Annotated in this window: 17 protein-coding genes; 13 read left to right on the top strand and 4 right to left on the bottom strand. The window is 52.7% G+C overall.

Annotated features, from left to right (window positions below):
• Nucleotides 1-176: 176 nt before the first annotated feature.
• From F552_RS20470 to F552_RS0104895, 3 genes are all read right to left on the bottom strand, one after another.
• Nucleotides 177-560: a hypothetical protein gene (locus tag F552_RS20470; protein ID WP_018150609.1), complete on the bottom strand. Its 384-nt coding sequence runs from the start codon at nucleotides 558-560 to the stop codon at nucleotides 177-179.
• A 49-nt stretch (nucleotides 561-609) separates the two neighbouring features.
• On the bottom strand, nucleotides 610-897 hold the full coding sequence (locus F552_RS0104900) for a high-potential iron-sulfur protein (protein WP_026182401.1): 288 nt from the start codon (nucleotides 895-897) through the stop codon (nucleotides 610-612).
• A 312-nt stretch (nucleotides 898-1209) separates the two neighbouring features.
• On the bottom strand, nucleotides 1210-6030 hold the full coding sequence (locus F552_RS0104895) for an NAD-glutamate dehydrogenase (RefSeq protein ID WP_018150607.1): 4821 nt from the start codon (nucleotides 6028-6030) through the stop codon (nucleotides 1210-1212).
• Between the two features lie 468 nt (nucleotides 6031-6498).
• On the opposite strand from F552_RS0104895, the gene F552_RS0104890 reads away from it, so the two are divergent.
• The 11 genes from F552_RS0104890 to astB all read left to right on the top strand — a co-directional run bounded on the left by F552_RS0104890 (nucleotide 6499) and on the right by astB (nucleotide 18350).
• Nucleotides 6499-7278: an ABC transporter substrate-binding protein gene (locus tag F552_RS0104890; RefSeq protein ID WP_018150606.1), complete on the top strand. Its 780-nt coding sequence runs from the start codon at nucleotides 6499-6501 to the stop codon at nucleotides 7276-7278.
• Between the two features lie 156 nt (nucleotides 7279-7434).
• Entirely contained in the window at nucleotides 7435-8124 is a 690-nt protein-coding gene (locus tag F552_RS0104885) for an ABC transporter permease (RefSeq protein WP_018150605.1), read from the top strand.
• Nucleotides 8121-8846: an ABC transporter permease gene (locus tag F552_RS0104880; RefSeq protein WP_018150604.1), complete on the top strand. Its 726-nt coding sequence runs from the start codon at nucleotides 8121-8123 to the stop codon at nucleotides 8844-8846. The genes F552_RS0104885 and F552_RS0104880 overlap by 4 nt, the downstream gene beginning before the upstream one ends.
• 1 nt (nucleotide 8847) lies before the next feature.
• Entirely contained in the window at nucleotides 8848-9966 is a 1119-nt protein-coding gene (locus F552_RS0104875; RefSeq protein ID WP_018150603.1) for a succinylglutamate desuccinylase/aspartoacylase family protein, read from the top strand.
• 16 nt (nucleotides 9967-9982) lie between these two features.
• Nucleotides 9983-10747: an ABC transporter ATP-binding protein gene (locus F552_RS0104870; RefSeq protein ID WP_018150602.1), complete on the top strand. Its 765-nt coding sequence runs from the start codon at nucleotides 9983-9985 to the stop codon at nucleotides 10745-10747.
• Nucleotides 10748-10873: 126 nt separating this feature from the next.
• Entirely contained in the window at nucleotides 10874-11869 is a 996-nt protein-coding gene (locus tag F552_RS0104865) for a GlxA family transcriptional regulator (protein ID WP_245546656.1), read from the top strand.
• Between the two features lie 242 nt (nucleotides 11870-12111).
• A complete protein-coding gene (locus F552_RS0104860; RefSeq protein WP_026182399.1) occupies nucleotides 12112-13326 on the top strand; it encodes an aspartate aminotransferase family protein in 1215 nt (404 codons plus the stop codon).
• Nucleotides 13327-13346: 20 nt separating this feature from the next.
• Nucleotides 13347-14363: an arginine N-succinyltransferase gene (gene astA / locus F552_RS0104855; protein WP_026182398.1), complete on the top strand. Its 1017-nt coding sequence runs from the start codon at nucleotides 13347-13349 to the stop codon at nucleotides 14361-14363.
• A 113-nt stretch (nucleotides 14364-14476) separates the two neighbouring features.
• Nucleotides 14477-15514, top strand: a complete 1038-nt coding sequence (gene astA, locus F552_RS0104850; RefSeq protein WP_018150598.1) for an arginine N-succinyltransferase — start codon at nucleotides 14477-14479, stop codon at nucleotides 15512-15514.
• A 94-nt stretch (nucleotides 15515-15608) separates the two neighbouring features.
• Nucleotides 15609-16988 (top strand): succinylglutamate-semialdehyde dehydrogenase, encoded by a 1380-nt coding sequence (astD, locus tag F552_RS0104845; protein WP_018150597.1) that lies wholly within the window; start codon nucleotides 15609-15611, stop codon nucleotides 16986-16988.
• A gap of 21 nt (nucleotides 16989-17009) precedes the next feature.
• Nucleotides 17010-18350 carry an N-succinylarginine dihydrolase gene (gene astB / locus F552_RS0104840; RefSeq protein WP_018150596.1) on the top strand — a complete coding sequence of 447 codons (1341 nt, stop codon included), beginning with the start codon at nucleotides 17010-17012 and terminating at the stop codon, nucleotides 18348-18350.
• 81 nt (nucleotides 18351-18431) lie between these two features.
• Here the strand turns inward: astB and F552_RS0104835 are convergent, their stop codons facing one another.
• Nucleotides 18432-19205 (bottom strand): helix-turn-helix transcriptional regulator, encoded by a 774-nt coding sequence (locus tag F552_RS0104835; RefSeq protein ID WP_018150595.1) that lies wholly within the window; start codon nucleotides 19203-19205, stop codon nucleotides 18432-18434.
• Between the two features lie 144 nt (nucleotides 19206-19349).
• On the opposite strand from F552_RS0104835, the gene F552_RS0104830 reads away from it, so the two are divergent.
• The gene (locus tag F552_RS0104830; protein WP_018150594.1) at nucleotides 19350-20105 is read left to right on the top strand and encodes a class I SAM-dependent methyltransferase; all 756 of its coding nucleotides are present in this window, start codon (nucleotides 19350-19352) and stop codon (nucleotides 20103-20105) included.
• Nucleotides 20106-20258: 153 nt separating this feature from the next.
• Nucleotides 20259-21314 carry a recombinase RecA gene (recA, locus tag F552_RS0104825; RefSeq protein ID WP_018150593.1) on the top strand — a complete coding sequence of 352 codons (1056 nt, stop codon included), beginning with the start codon at nucleotides 20259-20261 and terminating at the stop codon, nucleotides 21312-21314.
• Nucleotides 21315-21359: the final 45 nt, after the last annotated feature.

Below are 21359 nucleotides of genomic sequence, written 5' to 3'. Positions count from 1 at the left end.
TGAAACGACGTAGCGCCGATGATAGTGAGCATTGCGCTTGTGAAAGTAGGACACTGCCGGGCACCCCACAGGAAGCCCCTGATCTGACGATCAGGGGCTTTTTACGTTTGGGACGGGGGAATAGCGGGCCGGGAAAATGAATGGCAAGGGTTGCCCATACATCCCTCATAGTGGCCTTAGGTCAGTGTGGAGAGGATCTGACGCGACCAGGCGGCGAAGGCTTCAGGGGCGAGGAGTGGGGATGGTGTACTCACGCGTAGGTTGGTGTCTGTGGAGGTAGACAGGTTCAGACCGTAGGGATCGAGGGTGAGGAGCGTCCATCCTGTCGTGCGCTGAAGTTCGGTGAGCAGTTGCCGGGACTCCTCTGGGGAAAAGCCTGGGCAGTCGGCAAGGTAGGTGGTGCCGGCTAGCCAGCCCATCTGGCCGAAGCCGGCGATGAAGCGCAGGGCTTGCGGGAGGAAGCGGTAGAAGCGGAAGCCGCCCAGGTTCAGCCGGGTGGCGTGCGGAAAGCCTGAGGCAGCGGGTGAAGGTGAACTGCTAGATGAAGAGAAAAAGCCCACAGCAAAGATGCATGTGGGCTTTTGTCATGGTACTCAGCTTAGCCGACAATCAGCCTTTTTTGGTATAAGAGTTGCACCAGCCTTTTGGTGATACTTTTTTACCTGCAAAGATAGGACAGGTGCCGTTAGCCTGGAACAAGACGCAGTTGTTGCATTGTTGTGGCGCTGCGTATTTAGGGAATTTGGTTTTGTCTACTTTGGTTGCATCAGCTTTGTAACCCAAGGCTTTGGCTTGTGGATCAGCTTCAGTCAGGTCAGCTGCGAATGCCATTTTGCCAGCAGCCAAGGCCAAACCTGCAGCTGGAACCAGTTTCAGCATGAATGTTCTGCGATTCATCTATATTTCTCCAATATGCGACATGAAATGTGCTAATTAACAAAGCTTTGGTTGGTCGAGTTCCAAGGAATCTCTAAGGTACTGCTAATAGCCAACTGTTTACAATACCTCATAATGATAACGTTATTCTGATTTAAAAAATCTGACAGGGATCAAATTTCCAGGGAATCTACCGCACCTTGTGGCTATATCAAGCTAGTTCAGACTGGTTTTGGGGTCAGCAGTATGAACATGCTGCCAGCTATCAAATGAAAAAGCCACCTTTCGGTGGCTTTTTCAACTTCCCGGTCGGGAAGGGTAGCGCTGAGAGCTTTATACCATCAGGTGATTATGCAACTCTCGCATACCTGCTGACAGCATGGCCAAGTCCAGCTGATCGTATGATTGCAGTTCACCGAACATTTGTTGGCAGATGCCAACTGCACGTTCATTTTTCTGCAACCAGGCATTGACCTGAGCCTGAGCTTCGGTACCTGCTGTTTCGCTCAATGCGCGAGAAAGCAGTGCACGTTGCTGACGATACAAGTCATCACGAAGTGCTGTACGCGCCAGTGACTGCCAGCGGTTGTCACGAGGCAGGCGAGTGATTACCTGGCGCAGCCAATCCAGCTGGAGTGAGCGCCCAAGCTCGAAGTAGTTGACGGCAACATCATTCAACGACATCTTGCCTTGTTCGCTAACTTCAATGATATCAAAGGCTGAAACCAGCTCATCCATGCGACTGATCAGTGTCGCAAGTGCGGCAGGCACCTGTGCTTCTTGCAGGTGTGCTTCGCGCTTGGCAATGGCAGCGTAATCAGCAGACGGTACCAGCGTGCTGATATTGGCCAGAAGGTCAGCTACCTGTGACTGGTAGGCTTTGATGATGTCATTGACAGGGGTAATCGGGCGGCGATTACGCAGCAGCCAGCGGGTTGCCCGTTCAATCAGGGTTCTGACCTGCAGCATCATGTCAGCCTGGGTTTGTGCAGGTACCACATTATCCAGTGCTTCGATTTGCTGCCAGAGACCGCGAGCGCTGTAAATCTCGCTGGCCGCACGCCATGCACGGACGATATCTGCCGTTGAAACAGCGCTTTCTTCCTGCAGGCGGAACACGAATGTGCTACCCATCCGGTTGACGATTTCGTTGGCGAGCTGGTTGGAAATGATCTCACGACGCAGCACATGCTTGCCCATTGCCTCACGGAAGCGGGCTTGCAGTGGTTGCGGGAAGTATTCAACCAGCAGGTCTTCAAAATCGCTCTGGTCTGGCAAGTCGCTATCCAGCAGTTGCTGATATAGCTCAATCTTGCTGTAGGCGACCAACACCGCAACTTCTGGCGGGGTCAAACCACGTTTGGCCTGGCGACGCTCGTTAAAGCGTGCCTCATCCGGCAGGAATTCCAGGCGGCGGTTCATCTGGCCTGTATTTTCAAGATGCTGGATGAAGCGGGCGTGGGTGTTCAGCATGGATGGAGCGATCTGCTGACCTACCGCAATAACTTGCGTTTGCAGGTAATTGTTGGCAAGTACCAGTTGCCCCACTTCGTCGGTCATTTCTGCCAGTAGCACGTTACGCTGTTTTAGCGTCATGTCGCCACCAGAGACGATTTGGCCAAGCAAGATCTTGATGTTGACTTCGTGATCCGAGCAATCAACGCCTGCTGAGTTGTCGATGGCATCGGTACAGATGCGGCCGCCATTCATGGCAAATTCGATACGACCCAGTTGCGTACAACCCAGGTTGCCGCCTTCAGCCAGGACTTTGACACGCAGGTCGTTACCGTTAACACGAATTGCGTCAGAGGCACGGTCACTGGCATCCGCATGGCTCTGGGTAGAGGCTTTTACATAAGTACCAATGCCGCCGTTATACAGCAGGTCCGCAGGCGCCTTCAGAATCAGATGAATCAATTCGTTTGGCGTCAGTGTATCTGACTCTACGCCGAGCCATGTTTTGATCTCTGGCGTGAGGGTCAGCGACTTGGCATTGCGTGGGTAAATGCCGCCGCCCTGGGAGATCAGTGCCTTGTTGTAGTCTTCCCAACTTGAACGTGGCAGTTTGAACAGACGCTCGCGTTCGATGAAGCTCGCCTCCGGATCCGGATTCGGGTCCAGGAAGATATGGCGGTGGTCAAATGCGGCAATCAGTTTGATGTGGCGTGAAAGCAGCATGCCATTACCAAATACGTCACCAGACATGTCACCGATACCAATAACGGTAAAGTCTGTGGTCTGTGTATTAATGCCAAGATGGCGGAAGTGGCGTTTTACCGATTCCCATGCACCTTTGGCCGTAATGCCCATGCCTTTGTGGTCGTAACCGGCAGAACCGCCAGAGGCAAATGCATCACCCAGCCAGAAGCCATAATCTGCCGAAATGCCGTTGGCAATGTCGGAGAAGGTGGCGGTGCCCTTGTCTGCGGCAACTACCAGATATGGATCATCCGGGTCCAGACGATGAACGTCGACCGGTGGCACAATCTTGCCGGCAACGATGTTGTCGGTGATGTCCAGAAGGCCGGAAATGAATGTCTTGTAGCTGGCAATGCCTTCTGCCAGCCAGGCTTCACGGTCTGTCATCGGAGGCAGTTGTTTACATACAAAGCCACCTTTGGAGCCCATTGGCACAATCACGGCATTTTTAACCATCTGTGCTTTAACCAGACCCAGCACTTCGGTACGGAAGTCTTCCATGCGATCTGACCAGCGCAAACCGCCACGGGCAACTTTGGCACCACGCAGGTGAACACCCTCTACACGTGGGCTGTACACCCAGATTTCAAAGAGTGGTTTTGGATCCGGCAGGAACGGGATCTTGCTGCTTTCCAGCTTGAATGACAGATATGGCTTTGGCTCACCATCTTTGCCGGTTTGCCAGTAGTTGGTCCGGCGTGTTGCCAGAATCAGGGTCAGGAAGCCGTTCAGGATGCGATCTTCGTCGATATTGGCGACATCATTTAGCGCTGTACGGATTTCTGATTCTGCGTGGGCAGCAAAGGTTGCATTGTGATTGCTTGGCGATAATTTGAGCTCGAACAGTTCGACCAGCTTGTTCACAATGGCCGGGTAATGTGCCAGACATTGTTCAACATAGGCCTGGCTGAAGGTCATGCCGGCCTGGCGCAAGTATTTTGCATAAGCACGCACGACGCTGACCTGACGCCATGTCAGACCTGCCAGCAGGGTTAGCTTGTTAAAGCCATCGTTCTCGCACACTTTATGGAAAACGCGGTCGAACAGCTCCTGGAAGGCGGTGCGGATGGCCGGATTCTGTTGCAAGGCTTCACGAGCCGTTTCATGGCTGATTTGCAGGCCATAATCGCTGATGGAAACTTGTTCGTCATTACCGAATTCAATACGGTAAGGATGTTCGTCAAGTACGGTTACTCCGAGGTTTTCCAGCATCGGCAAGGCGCTTGACAGGCCAATGGAGTGGTTCAGGCGGAACAGTTTGAAATGCTGGTCACTGCCATCTGCACCCAGTGGCGAGTACAGTTTCATGGCCAGATCATTGTCTGCTGACAATGCATCCATTTTCTCGATGTCGGAAACAGCACTGCGTGGCAGGAATTCTTCGCGATAGGCAGCAGGGAAGCCATTGCCATATTTACGGAACAAGCCATTACCGCGTTCTTCGCCAAACTGCTCGATCAACGCATGTTGCAGTTCATCTTTCCAGCCACGAACCGCTTGTGCGATTTCTGCTTCGATGTCGTGAGGATTGATGTTTTGTGCATGGTCTGCAGGCAGGCGAATATTGTAGTGAATGCGTGCCAGGCTGCTTTCAGACAAAGTAACGTTGAACTCGCTGCTTTCACCGTTCAGGTGTTCTAGCAGAATGCGGTTCATCTTCAGGCGTACTTCGGTATTAAAGGCGTCACGCGGCAAGAATACCAGCGCAGAGACATAGCGATTAAAGCGGTCTTCGCGCAGGAAAACGCGTACGCGTGGGCGCTCTTGCAAGCCGACAATCCCTTGCGCAATGCTCAGCAGGGTTTCATTCGGGATTTCGATCAGCTCATCGCGCGGGTAGGTTTCCAGAATGTTGAGCAAGGTCTTTTCTTTGTGCGAATTCTCGATGAAGTCGCAAGAAGAAAGAACAAACTGAACTTTCTGACGCAGAACAGGAATTTCTCTTGGCGAGGTGTGGTATGCCGTAGCTGTATACAAGCCGACAAAGCAGCGATCGCCCACGACGTTGCCTTTGGCGTCATAACGTTTTACACCGATGAAATCCAGGTGGCCCGGGCGGTGAATGGTTGAGTTTGCATCGGCTTTTACCAGCGTCAACGCTTCAGGGCGTTTCTTCAGCTCGGTCAGCTCGCCAGGAATACCGGCAAGGCAGTTGGCGTAGCTTGGATGATGGCCTTCACGCAGGACACCCAGGCCACTATTGGCAACAGCAGTAATTTCAGTCGCTTTGCCGCTTTTTGCCTGGTAATCAATATAACCCAGCAGAACGAAGTTGTTCTGGTCGATCCAGTTCAGGAATGCCTTGAACTCTTCGACATCACCTGCCTGCTTAGGGGCGTCAGCCAGAGAGTCGATGGCTTCATGCAGACGCTGACGGATTTCTTTTTCATCGTTGACGGCGGCACGGATGTCTTTCAGCACTTGTTCCAGTGCCTGTTTCAAAGACTCCAGTGCGGCTTTGTCAGACTGACGGTCGATCTGGATGTGGATGAAGGATTCGCGGTGTGTGCTTTGATCATTGGCAACGCTAACTGAAGACAACTTGCCTTTATCTGCACGGACAACAGCCAGAACCGGGTGAACCAGTAAATGTAGCGCAATGCCGCGTGAGTACAGGGCCATGGTGACAGAATCCACCAGGAACGGCATATCGTCGTTGACGATTTCGATCACGGTGTGGGTGGACTGCCAGCCATGTACATCAAACTCGGGGTTGTAGATGCGGATATTGGCTTCACCAGCGACACGCTGCTGGGCTAGCTGTAAGTGGCTCATGGCTGCGCCATAACGGTCTACGGCGGCGATTTGGGACAGATCATCGGGGGAGCCATCTTCAAAATAGGCTTTGATGAAAGATTCTGTGCTTGCAAGTTGGTTTGCTGCTTGTTTGTTACGGGCTATCGCTAATGTCTCTTCGACAATAGCAGACAGGTCAGACAGGGGGGGATGGGTCATTTTATTTAATCTCTCTTTTCACGAGGGTAGTGAGCGTGTTTTGTGTTCTCCAGAAACATCGCTCTTTCATAATGATAAGGCATGCCGCTTCCTAGGGCTACATTCTAGACGTGTGTGGTTGATTGTATATTTCCGGAATGCGACACCAAGTTACATAAAGAGGAGGTGCCAAAAAGGTTTTTACATATGCCAAAAATAAATGTGAATGCTATAAGTTTTTGAATTTAATAAAATTTGTTCGTTTTTTTTGCTTTTTGTCACAATTGTTTAACGCGCAAAATATTGCACTTTCTGTCGTTTTGTATCATTGTGAGCGCCTTATTTTCATGACATGATGCGCCACACGATTCGGTTTAAAAGCCAGTCAGTCGATCATGAAGTGATTGTATAGACAACTTAGGTTGTGTGAGATAGTATCTTGTTCAGGGCACTTTGCTCGATTTAGATGAAACTGAGGAGAAGGTTTTCATGAAAAAAGTTATGGTTTCTCTGTCTGTGATGGCTTTGGCTGCGTCTCTGGGCGCTTCTGCCAAAGACTGGAAGGAAATTCACTTTGGTGTTGATGCGACTTACGCACCGTTTGAATCCAAATCTGCCGATGGCAAGATTGTCGGTTTCGATATTGACCTGGGTAACGAAATCTGCCGTCGCCTGAAAGCAAAATGCGTCTATGTAGAAAATGACTTTGACGGCATGATCCCAGCCCTGAAAGCCAAGAAATTCGATGGCATCCTGTCATCCATGTCCATCACGCCAAAACGGATGGAAGCAATCAACTTCACATCTAAACTGTTCAATACCCCATCTCGCCTGGTTGCCAAGGCTGGCGCTGGCATTCAGCCAACAGCCGCTTCCCTGAAAGGCAAGCGTATCGGCGTTGAGCAAGGCACCATCCAGGAAGATTACGCCAAGCAAAAATGGGCTGCTGCTGGTGTAGAAGTTGTTCCTTACCAAAACCAGGATCTGGTGATGGCTGACTTGGTGGCAGGCCGTATTGATGGTGCTTTCCAGGATGCCGTGATGGCTAGCGAAGGTTTCCTGAAGAAACCACAAGGCAAAGGCTTTGCTTTTGCTGGTCCAGCTGTTAACGACAAGCAAATCATGGGCGAAGGTGCTGGTATTGGTCTGCGCAAGGAAGATACCGAACTGCGTGACGCAATGAACAAAGCCATTGCCGACATGCTGAAAGATGGTACTTACAACAAGATTCAGAAAAAGTACTTTGACTTTGACGTATATGGTGGGTAATTCGCCAGCGTAGTGTTTGGTCGGGCGACTGTGCTTGCCAATTGGCGAGTTCGGTCTGCCTGACCGGATTGACTTAACTGGGAACCTGACCGGTTCTTGCACTGTCTCCGGGGCAACTAAAACAATACACACCCTGTGACAGAAAGAGGTAGACATATGTTTCTTTATGGGTATGGCCCGCTCTTGTGGGCAGGAACAAAGCTGACAATTGTTCTTGCGCTGTTTTCGATGCTGGTTGCATTTTTGATCGGGTTGCTTGGTGCTGGTGCCAAGTTATCAAACAATCCGGTTCTTCGCTGGGGCTCTACAGCGTATACCACGATCATTCGCGGTATTCCTGATCTGGTCCTGATGTTGTTGCTGTTCTATAGCGGCCAAATCTGGCTGAACCACCTGACCGAATGGATGCACGTCGCACAGATCAATATTGATCCGTTTACGGCTGGCGTGATTACCATTGGTTTCATTTACGGTGCCTATTTTACAGAGACATTCCGTGGTGCTTTCCTGTCTGTCCCTAAAGGCCAGCTGGAAGCCGGTTTTGCCTATGGTATGAGCCACTGGCAAGTCTTTCACCGCGTGTTATTCCCCCAAATGATGCGTTTTGCACTGCCTGGTATTGGTAATAACTGGCAAGTGCTATTGAAGAGTACCGCACTGGTTTCCATCATCGGCCTGGCCGATGTAGTGAAGCTTTCGTCTGATGCAGGCAAGGCGACTTTTCACATGTTCTTCTTTACGTTGATGGCGGGTGTGATTTATCTGTTACTGACCACGCTCTCAAACGTGATTTTGATGAAGCTGGAACAGAAATATTCCGTTGGTGTTAGGGGTGCGGATCTATGAACGGCTTTATTGACATTGTTGATACCTACTGGAAGGCTTATCTCTGGACGGATGGCTACAAGCTGTCTGGCCTGGTGATCACCCTTTGGTTGCTGGCGATCTCTGTGTTTTTGGGTTTCATCCTCTCGATTCCACTGTCGGTGGCGCGTGTCTCCAAAAACAAATGGGTATCCAAGCCTGTATGGTTTTATACCTACATCTTCAGAGGTACCCCTCTGTATGTGCAGCTGCTGCTGATCTATTCCGGTCTGTATAGTCTGGATGTGGTGCGGAATGTGGACGTGCTGAATTCCTTCTTCAAGGAAGGCATGAACTGTACGATCCTGGCGTTTGCACTGAATACCTGTGCCTACACCACTGAAATCTTTGCCGGTGCGATCAAGGCGACACCTTACGGCGAAATTGAAGCGGCACGTGCCTATGGCATGACCAAATTCACGGCCTATCGCCGGATCATTTTGCCGTCTGCACTGCGCCGTGCATTGCCTGCCTACAGCAACGAAGTGATTTTCATGCTGCATTCCACACCGATTGCCTTTAGTGCCACGGTGCCGGATCTGCTGAAAGTGGCCCGGGATGCCAATGCCGCTACTTACAGGTCGTTCGAGGCCTTCGGGTTGGCCGCGCTGATCTATCTGTGCATCACGTTCTCGCTGGTATGGGTTTTCCGTCGTGCGGAGCGTCGCTGGCTGGCCTATCTGCAGCCAAGAAGGGCGAAATAAGATGAAAGTGCAACGTCATCCCTTATTGTCACCCGATCTGGGTACCCAAAGAGAAGTGGTGAGCTACCACTTTGGTACGCCAGGTACTGGCAAAAAGATTTATATCGAATCTTCTTTGCATGCGGATGAATTGCCCGGCATGCTGACGGCCTGGCAACTGCGTCAGCATCTGACCCGTCTGGAACAGGCGGGCGCCTTGCGCGGCGAAGTTGTGCTGGTGCCAGTCTGTAACCCGATCGGTTTGAACCAGCGCTTGCAGCAGTCTTTTCTGGGCCGCTTCGAGATGGGCAGTGGCGAGAACTTTAACCGGAACTATGCAGATATTTCCGGGGAGCTGATTGCTGCAGTGGAAGGTAAGCTGACGGCTGATGCAGACCAGAATGTGGCGCTGATTCGTGCTGAAGCAAGACGCATTCTGGAAGGCAAAAAGCCGGCGAGCGAGCTGGAGTCGCTTCGGCTGACCTTGCTGACCATGCTGATTGACGCAGATGTGTTTCTGGATTTGCATTGCGACTGGGAAGCCGTGATGCATGTGTATACCGGCACCAGCGTCTGGCCGATGGTTGAGCCACTGGCGAGATATCTGGGGTCGCAAGCCTCCCTGATTTCGCTGGAGTGCGGTGGCGCCCCGATTGACGATGCGTCTTTCCAGATCTGGTGGAAATTGCGTGACCACTATGGTGAGGCGTTTCCGATCCCTGACGGTACTGCTTGTGTCACGGTTGAGTTGCGCGGACAGTCAGACATTGCCTATGAGCACGCCCAAAAGGATGCACAGGCGATTCTGAACTACCTGACCTGGCTTGGTGTGGTGGATGGCGAAGCACCGCCTATGCCTGCGTTGTCTTATCCGGCAACCCCGCTAAGCGGGACGGTCTCGCTGACTGCGCCGGTTTCCGGGGTGATTGTTCATCGTGTAGCGGTGGGCAGCTATGTGCGGGCAGGTGACCCTGTACTGGATATCGTGAACCCTCATTCTGATGAAGTGACAACGCTGTTTGCTGAAGTGGATGGAGTTGTCTACCAGCGGCACTTTATTCGTTTTGCCCATACCGGGATGGATATTGCTCGTATTGCCGGCGCCAAAGCGCTTAGAACCGGCAAATTACTTGGTGCATGAAAAAGGATTAATTGGCATGGATAAGTTAGTTGTTAAAGATATTCATAAAAAATACGGCTCTCATGAAGTTCTGAAAGGCGTTTCTTTGTCTGCCAAGGCGGGCGATGTGATCAGTATCATCGGCTCTTCCGGCTCTGGGAAAAGTACGTTCCTGCGTTGTATCAATTTCCTGGAACAGCCAAGTGCCGGCACGATCGAGGTGAGCGGTGAGGTGATCAATACCGTTGCCGACAAGCAGGGCAACCTGAAAGCTGCGGACGCTAAACAGCTGCAAAAGATGCGTACAAAACTGGCGATGGTGTTCCAGCATTTCAACCTGTGGTCTCACATGACCGTACTGGAAAACATCATTGAAGGTCCGATCCACGTACTGGGCTTGTCCAAGGACGAGGCTGTTGGCCGTGCGCGCAAGTATCTGGAAAAGGTGGGCCTGCAGAATTCTGAAGACAAATATCCGGCACATTTGTCTGGCGGCCAGCAGCAGCGTGTGGCCATTGCCCGTGCGCTGGCAATGGAGCCGGAAGTGATGCTGTTTGACGAGCCAACCTCTGCACTGGACCCGGAACTGGTGGGCGAAGTGTTGAAAGTGATGCAGAAGCTGGCAGAAGAAGGCCGTACCATGGTGGTTGTGACCCACGAAATGGGGTTTGCCCGTAACGTGTCCAATCACGTGATCTTCTTGCATCAGGGTAAAATCGAAGAGGAAGGCAAGCCTTCTGAGGTATTCGACAATACCCGCAGTGAGCGTCTGAAGCAGTTCCTGTCAGGCAGCTTGAAATAAATTCTGGTTTCAAGCCTCTGTTTAAATGCTACGATTCAAGCAGGTAAATCGTAACTTTTAGCAAATATACTGTCGCCAGTTGTGCATATGCCATCTGGCGACAGTCACACAGCAGCCATTTATATCATGATGTTTTCGAACGATGCTGCATTACCACCCTGGCGCGTGGGGGTTTTATTACTGCCTCCGTGTTCTCTGCTGGGTATCGGTACGATCATCGATCCGCTTTCCCGTATTAATCGTCAACTGGGCTCCCGTGCCTATCATTATCTGACCTTGTCCATGGATGGTAAGCCGGTGCCATTATATGGCGGTGGCCTGTGGACGGTGGATCTGGCTCTGGCCGATGCGCCATCCCTGGATGTGCTGCTGGTACTGGCAGAAGAAGTGGCCATGGTGCGTGATGTAGACAGCCTGATGGGGCTTTTGAACCAGCATGCACAGAAGCAGGTCATTCTGGGGGGCATCGATGTCGGTAGTTGGTGGCTGGCACGAGCAGGGGTGTTGAACGGTTATCGTGCAACCATTCATTGGTCCGAACAGGCCCGGTTCAGTGATGAATACGAGCAGGTCATCCTGACCAGCAACCTGTATGAAATTGACCGCGATCGGGTGACGTGCTCGGGTGGGGCGGCCACGCTGGACCTGATTTTGCATCTGATTGGCGAACGCCAGGGGACGGAGCAGGCGGCAACCTTGTCTGAGCGTTTGTGTCTGGAGCGCATCCGTGCGCCACATGAAAAGCAGCGGGTGCCACTGGTGAACCGTATCGGCGGTAGTCAGCCAAAATTGTCTGAAGCCGTGATGTTGATGGAAGCCAATATCGAAGAGCCCTTAACCACCGATGATATTGCGCATTATGTTGGCTTGTCGCGCCGCCAATTGGAACGGCTATTCAAGCAATATCTCAATAGCGTACTGTCCAAATATTATCTTGAGTTACGCTTAAACCGTGCTCGCCAGTTATTGCTGACCACCAGCAAATCCATTGTGCAAATCGGTTTGTCATGTGGTTTTTCCAGCGGTCCACACTTTTCCAGCACCTACCGGAGCCATTTCGGACTCACGCCACGGGACGAGCGCAGCCAACGTGCCATGTCTGGCGTGGACACAGAAAGCTAGAACGCTTCTTTGTGTACGATAGTGTCGCATTGTAGAAATGGAAATGGTTTGATTTTCGCTAGAATGGAATCAGTTAAGCTAAATCATCTATTCATGGCTTGTGCTGTCTGGTTTTAGCCCAAGTCCCGCCAATGCCGGGATGGATGAAGAATAAAGAAATGCCTTCTGCAAGGATTGAGCATTTCATTGCTGCAAAATGATTAAAAATATCAGATATAACCACGCTTATGAATGAGGAAATCATGTCTCAGAACACCGTAACACGCCAGACTTTTGATGAAATCATGGTGCCAAACTATGCACCATCCAGTTTCGTTCCTGTAAGAGGAAGCGGTTCACGCGTCTGGGATCAAGAAGGCAAAGAATACATCGACTTTGCCGGTGGTATTGCCGTAAACAGTCTGGGTCATGCACACCCGGCACTGGTAGAGGCGCTGCATGAGCAAGCGCAAAAACTGTGGCATGTATCCAATGGCTTTACCAATGAGCCGATTCTGAAACTGGCCAAGCAACTGGTAGACAGTACTTTTGCCGAACGCGTGTTTTTCTGTAACTCTGGTGCAGAAGCAAACGAAGCCGCTCTGAAGCTGGCACGCAAATATGCACGCGACCATTATGGTCCGGAAAAGCACGAGATCATTTCTTTTGTGAACTCGTTCCATGGCCGTACCCTGTTTACTGTGACCGCTGGTGGGCAGCCTAAGTATTCTGAAGATTTTGCGCCGCTGCCTGGTGGTATCACTCACGTAAACTTTAACGATCTGGCCTCTGTGAAGGCAGCCATTTCTGACAAGACATGTGCCGTGATTGTGGAACCTGTTCAGGGCGAAGGTGGTGTGCTGCCGGCTGATCCAGGGTTCCTGGAAGGCTTGCGCATGCTGTGTGACCAGCACAACGCCTTGCTGATTTTTGATGAAGTACAGACTGGTGTGGGTCGTACCGGTTCATTGTTTGCCTACATGAACCACAACGTCACGCCGGATATCCTCTCCATGGCCAAAGCACTGGGCGGCGGTTTCCCGATTGGCGGCATTCTGACCACGGCCAAAGTAGCGGCGAGCCTGGTGCCAGGGACGCACGGTACCACTTACGGTGGTAACTTGTTGGCAGGTGCCGTTGCTGGCAAGGTGCTGGAAATCGTGAATACCCCGGAAGTGCTGGATGGCGTGAAATGGCGTCATCAGAAGTTTGTTGAGGGTCTGTCTGACATCAATCAGCGTTACAACATTTTCAGCAGTATCCGCGGTTCTGGCCTGTTGATCGGTTGTGTGCTGAATGCGGACTACCAAGGTAAAGCCAAGGCATTTACCAATGCGGCAGAAAAAGAAAACCTGATGGCCTTGATTGCTGGTCCGAATGTGGTGCGCTTTGCGCCTTCGCTGATTATCCCTGAAGAGGATATTGCAGAAGGCCTGGCACGCTTCGAGCGCGCAGTGGCACACGTAGTGAATGCTTAATTTCACTGAGGGATCAGCCTGTGTTGATTGTACGCCCTAGCCGGTTATCAGATCTGTCGCAAGTAGAGCGCATGGCCACTGCAAGTGGTGCTGCCGTTCATACTTTGCCGGCACATCGTGACAAACTGTTCGAGAAGATCAGTGCGTCTGTGCACGCACTGGATTCCGAGGTTGAGGTATACGGCGAAGAGAGTTATTTCTTTGTGCTGGAAAATACGGCCACCGGCCTGTTGCATGGTACGGCGGCCATCATTGCCTACACGGGTTTTTCCGAACCGTTTTATGTCTATCGCAACGACATCATTGTGCATGCGTCGCGTGAGTTACGGGTACATAACCGGATTCACGCGCTGACGCTGTCGCATGATCTGACCGGTGATAGCCAGCTGTGCTCTTTCTATATCGATCCGGAACTGGCCAATACCCACTACCCGAAGATGCTGTCTCGCGCCCGTTTGCTGTTTGCAGCACAGCATCCGCAACGGTTTGCCGAAAACATGATGGCGTTTCTGCCTGGGGTGAGTGATGCCCAGGGCAGGGCACCCTTCTGGGAAGGGGTCGGCCGCAAGTTCTTTGGTATCGATTACGTACAAGCGGAGTATTACTCTGGCGTAAAGGACAAAACCTTTATTGCCGAGCTGATGCCGCATTACCCGATTTATGTCCCGCTGCTGCCTGACGAGGCGCAGCAGGCCATGGGTCAGGTGCATCCCGGCTCCAGACTGCCATTCGACATTCTGCTGAATGAAGGTTTTGAAGCTGACAATTACATCGAGATTTTCGATGGCGGTCCGGTAGTGCGTGCCCGTCGCGAAAACCTCAAGACTGTTCAACATAGCCATGTACGTCCCACACGGCGCGGACGGCAACTGGCTGGCGAAGTATGGTACCTGGTGAGTAACACTGCGTTGCATCGTTTCCGGTCCATGCTTTTGCAACTTCCTTCCGAGTTGCCGGACATTGTGGCGCTGGCCCCGCAGGTGGCCGATGCCCTGGAGCTGGATGATGATGATGAAATCAGACTCGTACCACTCTGATCCATATGTCGCTCGCAAGCGGCGGTGCACGGTTGCACCCGCGCTTGTCGGTGATTGTGCTGGCTTAACCCGATACGGGTAACTCGCCCGGTTTCTTTCAGGAATTCACTGATATGATGATTGTTCGTCCTATTCGCAGCGACGACCTGGCCTCTTTGATGCTATTGGCAGGCAAAACAGGCGTTGGTGTCACTTCTTTGCCGCAAAATGAGCAGCGTCTGGCAGCGCGCATTGACCGCGCCATTCGCACCATGAATGGCGAAGCCAGCCGCGCAGAACAGTGCTATCTGTTCGTGATGGAAGATGTCGATACCGGCCATGTAGGCGGTATTTGTGCGATCGAGGTCGCTGTTGGCTTGTCCGAAGCCTGGTACAACTACCGTGTGGGGACGCTGGTGCACGCATCCAAAGAGCTGGATGTCTATACCCAGATGCCGACCCTGTTCCTGAGTAACGACCACACCGGTTATAGCGAGTTGTGTTCCTTGTTTCTTGAGCCGGATTTCCGCAAAAACCGAAATGGTTCTTTGCTGTCGAAGTCCCGTTTCCTGTTTCTGGCCGAGTTTCATGACCGGTTTGCCAAAAAGATCATTGCTGAAATGCGCGGGGTATCCGACGAGAACGGGTTGTCACCTTTCTGGGAAAGTCTGGGGCGCCATTTCTTCTCGATCGATTTCTCGCATGCCGATTATCTGACCGGGATCGGGCAGAAAGCCTTTGTGGCCGAGCTGATGCCAAAGCACCCGCTGTATGTCACTTTCCTGTCACCGGAAGCCCAGGCCGTCATCGGCAAGGTGCACGCCCAGACCGAGCCTGCACGGGCCATGCTGGAAGCAGAGGGGTTCCGCTATGAAGGGTATGTCGACATTTTTGATGCGGGTCCAACCATCGAGGCTTATGTCGAGGATGTGCGCGCCGTCAAGAACAGCCGTTTATATAAGGTTGCCATCGTGCCAGAGACCGAGCATTCCCCTCAGGCACTGACCTATCTGGTATCCAATACCAAGTATCAAGATTTTCGTGTGATGATGGCCCAGGCTGACGAGCCGGGCGAAGTCTTCCCGCTAACTGAGAAGGCAGCTCAGGCACTTGGCGTTGTCGCCGGTGACCTGGTAAGAGCTGTCACGCTTAATCCAAAGGAGATTCGTTAATGTCAGCGCTGCATCCAGCACTTTTTATCAATGGCCACTGGAAGCACGGCCCGGCTCGGTCTTTGAGTCGACCAACCCGGTTTCGCAGGCGGTCTTGTGGCAAGCGGCAGCTGCCAATGCCTATGACGTGGATGAAGCCGTTGCTGCTGCTCGTGCCGCATTTCCAGCTTGGGCCAAACGCCCGCTTGATGAACGTATTGCCATTTTGCGCAAGTTTGCCGAGCTGTTGAATGCCAACAAAGCCAAGCTGGCAGATGTGATTGGCGCCGAAACCGGCAAGCCGCGCTGGGAAGCCACGACCGAAGTGGCCACCATGGTCAACAAGATCGAGATTTCGATCAAGTCATACGATGAACGTACCGGGGTGAAAACCACCGCCATGCCTGACGGGCAGGCCGTGTTGCGTCATCGCCCGCATGGTGTGGTTGCCGTCTTTGGTCCGTACAACTTCCCGGGGCATTTGCCGAATGGGCATATTGTGCCGGCGCTGCTGGCCGGCAATACCGTCATTTTCAAGCCTAGCGAACTGACCCCCTGGATGGCAGAAGAAACCGTTCGTTTGTGGCAAGAGGCAGGGATTCCGGATGGCGTGATCAATCTGGTGACCGGTGCCAAGGAAACCGGTATTGCGCTGGCTGGCCACACGGGGATTGACGGCCTGTTCTTTACCGGCAGCTCAGCCACCGGCAAATTGCTGCACAAACAGTTCTCTGGTCAGCCAGAAAAAATCCTGGCCCTGGAAATGGGAGGGAATAACCCGCTGATCGTGCAGGACGTGGCGGATATCGATGCCGCTGTGCATCACACCATCCAGTCTGCCTTTGTATCTGCAGGCCAGCGCTGTACCTGCTCCCGCCGTTTGCTGGTCCAGGCGGGCGAAGCGGGTGACAAGTTCCTTGCCCGTCTGGTAGAGGTTGCCAGCCGGATCAAGGTAGGTCGCTTTGATGATGCTGAGCAGCCATTCATGGGCGCAGTGGTCTCTCTGCCAGCGGCACAAGCCTTGCTGGATGCCCAGAAGAACCTGCTGGCGAAAGGGGCTACCTCGCTACTGGAAATGAAACGCTTGGAAGAGGGCACTGCACTGTTGAGCCCTGGCATTATCGACGTGACCCGCGTGACAGAACTGGTAGACGAAGAGTTCTTTGGTCCCTTGCTGCAAGTCGTGCGCTACCAGCAATTTGATGATGCGATCCGGATCGGCAATCAGACCCGCTATGGTCTGGCTGCTGGCCTGTTGTCGGATCGCCGTGATTTGTTTGACCAACTGCTGATCGAGGCTCGCGCTGGCATCGTCAACTGGAACAAACCGTTGACCGGTGCCTCCAGTGCTGCGCCTTTCGGCGGGATTGGCGAGTCTGGAAACCATCGTCCAAGTGCGTACTATGCAGCGGACTACTGCGCATGGCCGATGGCATCGCTTGAAAGTGACCAGCTGGCTGTGCCGGCACAGCTGAGCCCTGGTCTGGTTTTTTAATGGTTGCGGAAGGAAATAGTCATGCGTGCTTTTGAAGCAAACTTTGATGGCCTGGTCGGGCCAACCCATAACTACAGCGGCTTGTCTTTCGGCAATGTGGCGTCTACCAGCAACCTGAAACAAGCGTCCAATCCTCGTCTGGCAGCCAAGCAAGGCCTGCTGAAGATGAAAACGCTGGCGGATCTTGGTTTCAAGCAGGGCGTCTTTGCACCGCAAGAGCGTCCTAGCCTGCAAACCCTGCGCGCACTGGGTTTTGTCGGAAAAGATGCCGACGTGATCCGTCAGGCGGCCAAGCATGCGCCTGCGATTCTGGCGGCAACGTCATCGGCTTCTTGCATGTGGACGGCCAACGCGGCGACGGTAAGCCCGTCGGCAGATACCCAGGATGGTTGCCTGCACTTTACTGCCGCCAACCTGAATAACAAGTTCCACCGCGCCATCGAACACCCAACCACCAGCCGCATCTTGCAGGCCATGTTCCCGGATGAGTACTACTTCATTCACCATGAAGCACTGCCCCCAGTGGCGGCGTTTGGTGATGAAGGTGCGGCAAACCATACACGCTTCTGTGCAGAATACGGTGCCCCGGGTGTCGAGCTGTTTGTGTATGGTCGCAAGGCATTCAGTGCCGGTGTCGAGCCGAAGAAATACCCTGCACGTCACACGCTGGAAGCCTGTGAGGCGGTTGTTCGCCTGCACGGTCTGGACGAAAGCAGTGTCGTGTATGCACAGCAAAACCCGGACGTGATCGACCAGGGCGTTTTCCACAACGACGTGATTTCTGTGGGGAACCGCAACGTATTGTTCCACCACCAGGAAAGCTTTCTGGACCAGGAAAAGGTCTTGGCTGAACTGAAGCAGAAGCTGGCCGCCAAAGGTTGTGATTTTATTGCCATTGAAGTACCGACCGCCAAAGTGTCCGTACAGGATGCAGTGAAGTCTTATCTGTTCAACAGCCAGCTGCTGAGCAAACCGGATGGCAAGATGATCATCGTGGTACCAGAAGAGTGCCGTATCAACCCTGCGGTGGCTGCCTACCTGGAAGAACTGACCAGTAGTGGTGGCCCGATCAATGAAGTGCGCATCTTTGACCTGAAGCAAAGCATGCAGAATGGCGGTGGGCCAGCTTGCCTGCGCCTGCGTGTCGCGTTGACCGAGGCAGAGCTGGGTGCCGTGAACCCCGCCATCATGATGAATGACCAGCTGTTCGGTACGCTGAACAACTGGGTAGAGAAACACTATCGTGATTCTCTGACCGAGGCCGATCTGGCCGACCCGCAATTGTATGTTGAATGCCGTACTGCACTGGATGAGTTGACGCAGATTCTGCGTTTGGGTTCTGTGTATCCATTCCAGCTGTAAGTTGTTTTTATTGGTTGTTTTCCTGAACGCGCCATTTGGCTTGCGTACTCTGCTTGCCCGGTCTTTATGACCGGGCTTTTTTTATCCCGCCGCCGGTATCAGCATGACAAACTTCAGGTCAGAACGGATGGCAGGGTAAAACGTATGTTGCTGATACACCAGTGTCCCTGCATCCGGATGGTGGAAAATGCGCTCCCCGCCTTCACGCTCAATCACCTGATAATGTTTCCAGTCATCATTGAATTTGGCGGATTGCGCGCTAAGTGTGGTAATCAGTTGGTCAATCTCGGGTTGCTGCCGCTGCTGTACGCAATCAGCCCGGAATTCGGCGACCAAGCGTTGACTCCTGTTTTCCCAGTCATGAATCAACGCCTTGGCGTGTGGCGACAAAAAGGTATATATCAACAGATTGCGACTAGGGGCTGCGGGGTCTAGCCATCCGGTGAACAAGGTTTCTGCCGCAGTGTTCCAGGCAATGGCGTTCCAGGCCTTATCCAGAATATAGCTGGGGCCTGCAACCTGATGAACGGCTTGCCGCAAGGATTCACTCAGGTTAACGGTCGGGAGGGCGTCAGCTACCGGTGTTTTGCCTGCCAGAGTCAGCAGGTAATGTTGCTCTGCATCCGTCAGTTGCAAGGCTTTGGCCAGCTTTTCCAGTGTGGCTGTGGAGGCCTGCACATCACGCCCTTGTTCCAGCCAGGTAATCCAGGTGCTGCTCACCCCGCAAAGCTGGGCCAGTTCTTCCCGTCGTAGCCCCGGCGTGCGGCGTCGACCGATGGAGCGAAGTCCAGCATCTTCAGGTCTGCGTTGCTCGCGATGTGTCCGGATAAACAGGCCGAGTTCGTGTGCATTCATAGGGTCAGCTCGCATGCCAATAGAGGATGATGGACGGGGTGCTTCATCTAACTTGGTAGTATTTATACCAGTATAAATTGTTGTCTTGTTACAGGATAAAGCAAGACGTAGTCTGTGTCTTCTGCAAAGAAAAAAGGATGCATCATGAAATCTCAGCAATTGGTTGCGCAACAGTTTGGCAATATGGCCGAAAATTATCTGACCAGCACGGTGCACGCCCAGGGCGCAGATCTGGAGCGTGTACAACAGCTGGCCATGTTGGAGCAGCCTGCACGCATGCTGGACCTTGGCTGTGGTGCCGGGCATGTGTCATTTGCCCTGGCCGCGTCTGGGGGCGAAGTGGTTGCTTATGACTTGTCTGCGAGTATGCTGGAGGTGGTGGCCAGAACCGCTGCCGAGCGGCAACTGGCCAATATCCGGACCTTCCACGGACCGGTGGAAGCCTTGCCTTTTGAGGATGCCAGTTTCGATTTGGTTGTGACGCGCTACTCTGCCCACCACTGGCTAGACATGACTTCCGCCATGAAAGAAATGTACCGGGTACTGAAACCCGGTGGCAAATGCATCGTGATTGACGTGATTGCCCCGGAAACGCCGTTGCTGGATACCGTGCTGCAGACCGTCGAGATTTTGCGGGATGCATCGCATGTGCGGGATTATCGTGTTTCGGAATGGCAAACCATGCTCGAAAATACCGGTTTCAAGGTACATGATCATGATAGCTGGAAGCTCCCACTGGCATTTGCCAGCTGGGTCAAGCGCATTGGTACGTCAGAGGCGCGGATTGCAGCGCTGAAGGCTGTCTTTGGGGATTTGCCGGAAGAAGCAAAACGCTATTTCCAGGTCGCAGAAGATTATTCTTTTGTGACAGATACGGCGTGGCTGACTGCCAGCAAGTAATCCAGATGCGACGGGTACGCCAAATTGGGTACTCGCAAGACGGAAGGTCAGTGTTTTGTCATCCAGATACTTTATAATATGGGACTTGCCAACAAAAGAACGATCGTTCTATAATGGTTGCAACTTATCAATCAACCACATCAGGAAGCCACCATGGATGAAAATAAAAGCAGAGCACTGGCCGCAGCCCTAGCCCAAATCGAAAAGCAGTTTGGCAAAGGCTCCATCATGAAGATGGGCGAAGGCCAGATCGAAAATGATCTGCAGGTTGTCTCCACCGGTTCATTGGGGCTGGATATTGCATTGGGTGTGGGTGGCCTGCCAAAAGGCCGCGTGGTAGAAATCTACGGGCCAGAATCTTCCGGTAAAACCACGCTGTGTCTGCAAGTGGTTGCAGAAATCCAGAAACAAGGTGGTGTGGCTGCCTATATCGATGCAGAAAACGCCCTGGACCCGCAATACGCGCAGAAACTGGGTGTCAATGTTGGTGAAATGCTGATTTCCCAGCCTGATACCGGTGAGCAGGCGCTAGAAATCGCCGACATGCTGGTGCGTTCTGGTGGTATTGACATCATCGTGGTCGACTCTGTGGCTGCGCTGACCCCCAAGGCTGAAATTGAAGGCGAGATGGGCGATAGCCACGTCGGCCTGCAAGCCCGTCTGATGAGCCAGGCCCTGCGTAAGCTGACCGGCAACATCAAACGTACCAATACACTGGTGATTTTCATTAACCAGATCCGTATGAAAATCGGCGTCATGTTTGGCAGTCCGGAGACCACTACCGGTGGTAATGCGCTGAAATTCTACGCATCGGTGCGTATGGATATCCGTCGTATTGGCGCCATCAAGAAAGGCGAAGAAGTTGTTGGTAACGAAACCCGTGTGAAGGTCGTTAAGAACAAAGTGGCTCCTCCATTCCGCGAAGCCCTGTTTGACATTCTGTACGGCGAAGGCATTTCGCGCGAAGGCGAGATCATCGAACTTGGGGTGGCCAACAAAATCATCGAAAAATCCGGTGCCTGGTATGCCTACGGCGGTAGCAAGATTGGTCAGGGTAAAGACAATGTCCGCGAGTATCTGAAAGAGAATCCGGCCATTGCCCAGGAAATCGAAGCCAAAGTGCGTCAGGCAGTAGGGATTGCAGCGCCAGCCTTTATTCCTTCAGAAGAAGAGAAGGCAGAAGCTGAGCTGTCTGCGGACGAAGTATAAGCGTAGCTTGCCAAGGCTGAGGCCGATCAAGCTGCAAAGCAGGCC

The organism is Leeia oryzae DSM 17879 (assembly GCF_000376945.1).
GTDB classification, from domain to species: Bacteria; Pseudomonadota; Gammaproteobacteria; order Burkholderiales; family Leeiaceae; genus Leeia; species Leeia oryzae.
The sequence above is the reverse complement of the archived record's forward strand: the minus strand, read 5'-3'. Positions and strand labels throughout refer to the sequence as shown.

What these genes read in the sequence shown, in the direction of transcription:
- F552_RS0104900 (WP_026182401.1), bottom strand. Translation starts at nt 897, where the DNA reads ATGAATCGCAGAACATTCATGCTGAAACTGGTTCCAGCTGCAGGTTTG.
- F552_RS0104895 (WP_018150607.1), bottom strand. Translation starts at nt 6,030, where the DNA reads ATGACCCATCCCCCCCTGTCTGACCTGTCTGCTATTGTCGAAGAGACA.
- F552_RS0104890 (WP_018150606.1), top strand. Translation starts at nt 6,499, where the DNA reads ATGAAAAAAGTTATGGTTTCTCTGTCTGTGATGGCTTTGGCTGCGTCT.
- F552_RS0104885 (WP_018150605.1), top strand. Translation starts at nt 7,435, where the DNA reads ATGTTTCTTTATGGGTATGGCCCGCTCTTGTGGGCAGGAACAAAGCTG.
- F552_RS0104880 (WP_018150604.1), top strand. Translation starts at nt 8,121, where the DNA reads ATGAACGGCTTTATTGACATTGTTGATACCTACTGGAAGGCTTATCTC.
- F552_RS0104875 (WP_018150603.1), top strand. Translation starts at nt 8,848, where the DNA reads ATGAAAGTGCAACGTCATCCCTTATTGTCACCCGATCTGGGTACCCAA.
- F552_RS0104870 (WP_018150602.1), top strand. Translation starts at nt 9,983, where the DNA reads ATGGATAAGTTAGTTGTTAAAGATATTCATAAAAAATACGGCTCTCAT.
- F552_RS0104865 (WP_245546656.1), top strand. Translation starts at nt 10,874, where the DNA reads ATGATGTTTTCGAACGATGCTGCATTACCACCCTGGCGCGTGGGGGTT.
- F552_RS0104860 (WP_026182399.1), top strand. Translation starts at nt 12,112, where the DNA reads ATGTCTCAGAACACCGTAACACGCCAGACTTTTGATGAAATCATGGTG.
- astA (WP_018150598.1), top strand. Translation starts at nt 14,477, where the DNA reads ATGATGATTGTTCGTCCTATTCGCAGCGACGACCTGGCCTCTTTGATG.
- astB (WP_018150596.1), top strand. Translation starts at nt 17,010, where the DNA reads ATGCGTGCTTTTGAAGCAAACTTTGATGGCCTGGTCGGGCCAACCCAT.
- F552_RS0104835 (WP_018150595.1), bottom strand. Translation starts at nt 19,205, where the DNA reads ATGAATGCACACGAACTCGGCCTGTTTATCCGGACACATCGCGAGCAA.
- F552_RS0104830 (WP_018150594.1), top strand. Translation starts at nt 19,350, where the DNA reads ATGAAATCTCAGCAATTGGTTGCGCAACAGTTTGGCAATATGGCCGAA.
- recA (WP_018150593.1), top strand. Translation starts at nt 20,259, where the DNA reads ATGGATGAAAATAAAAGCAGAGCACTGGCCGCAGCCCTAGCCCAAATC.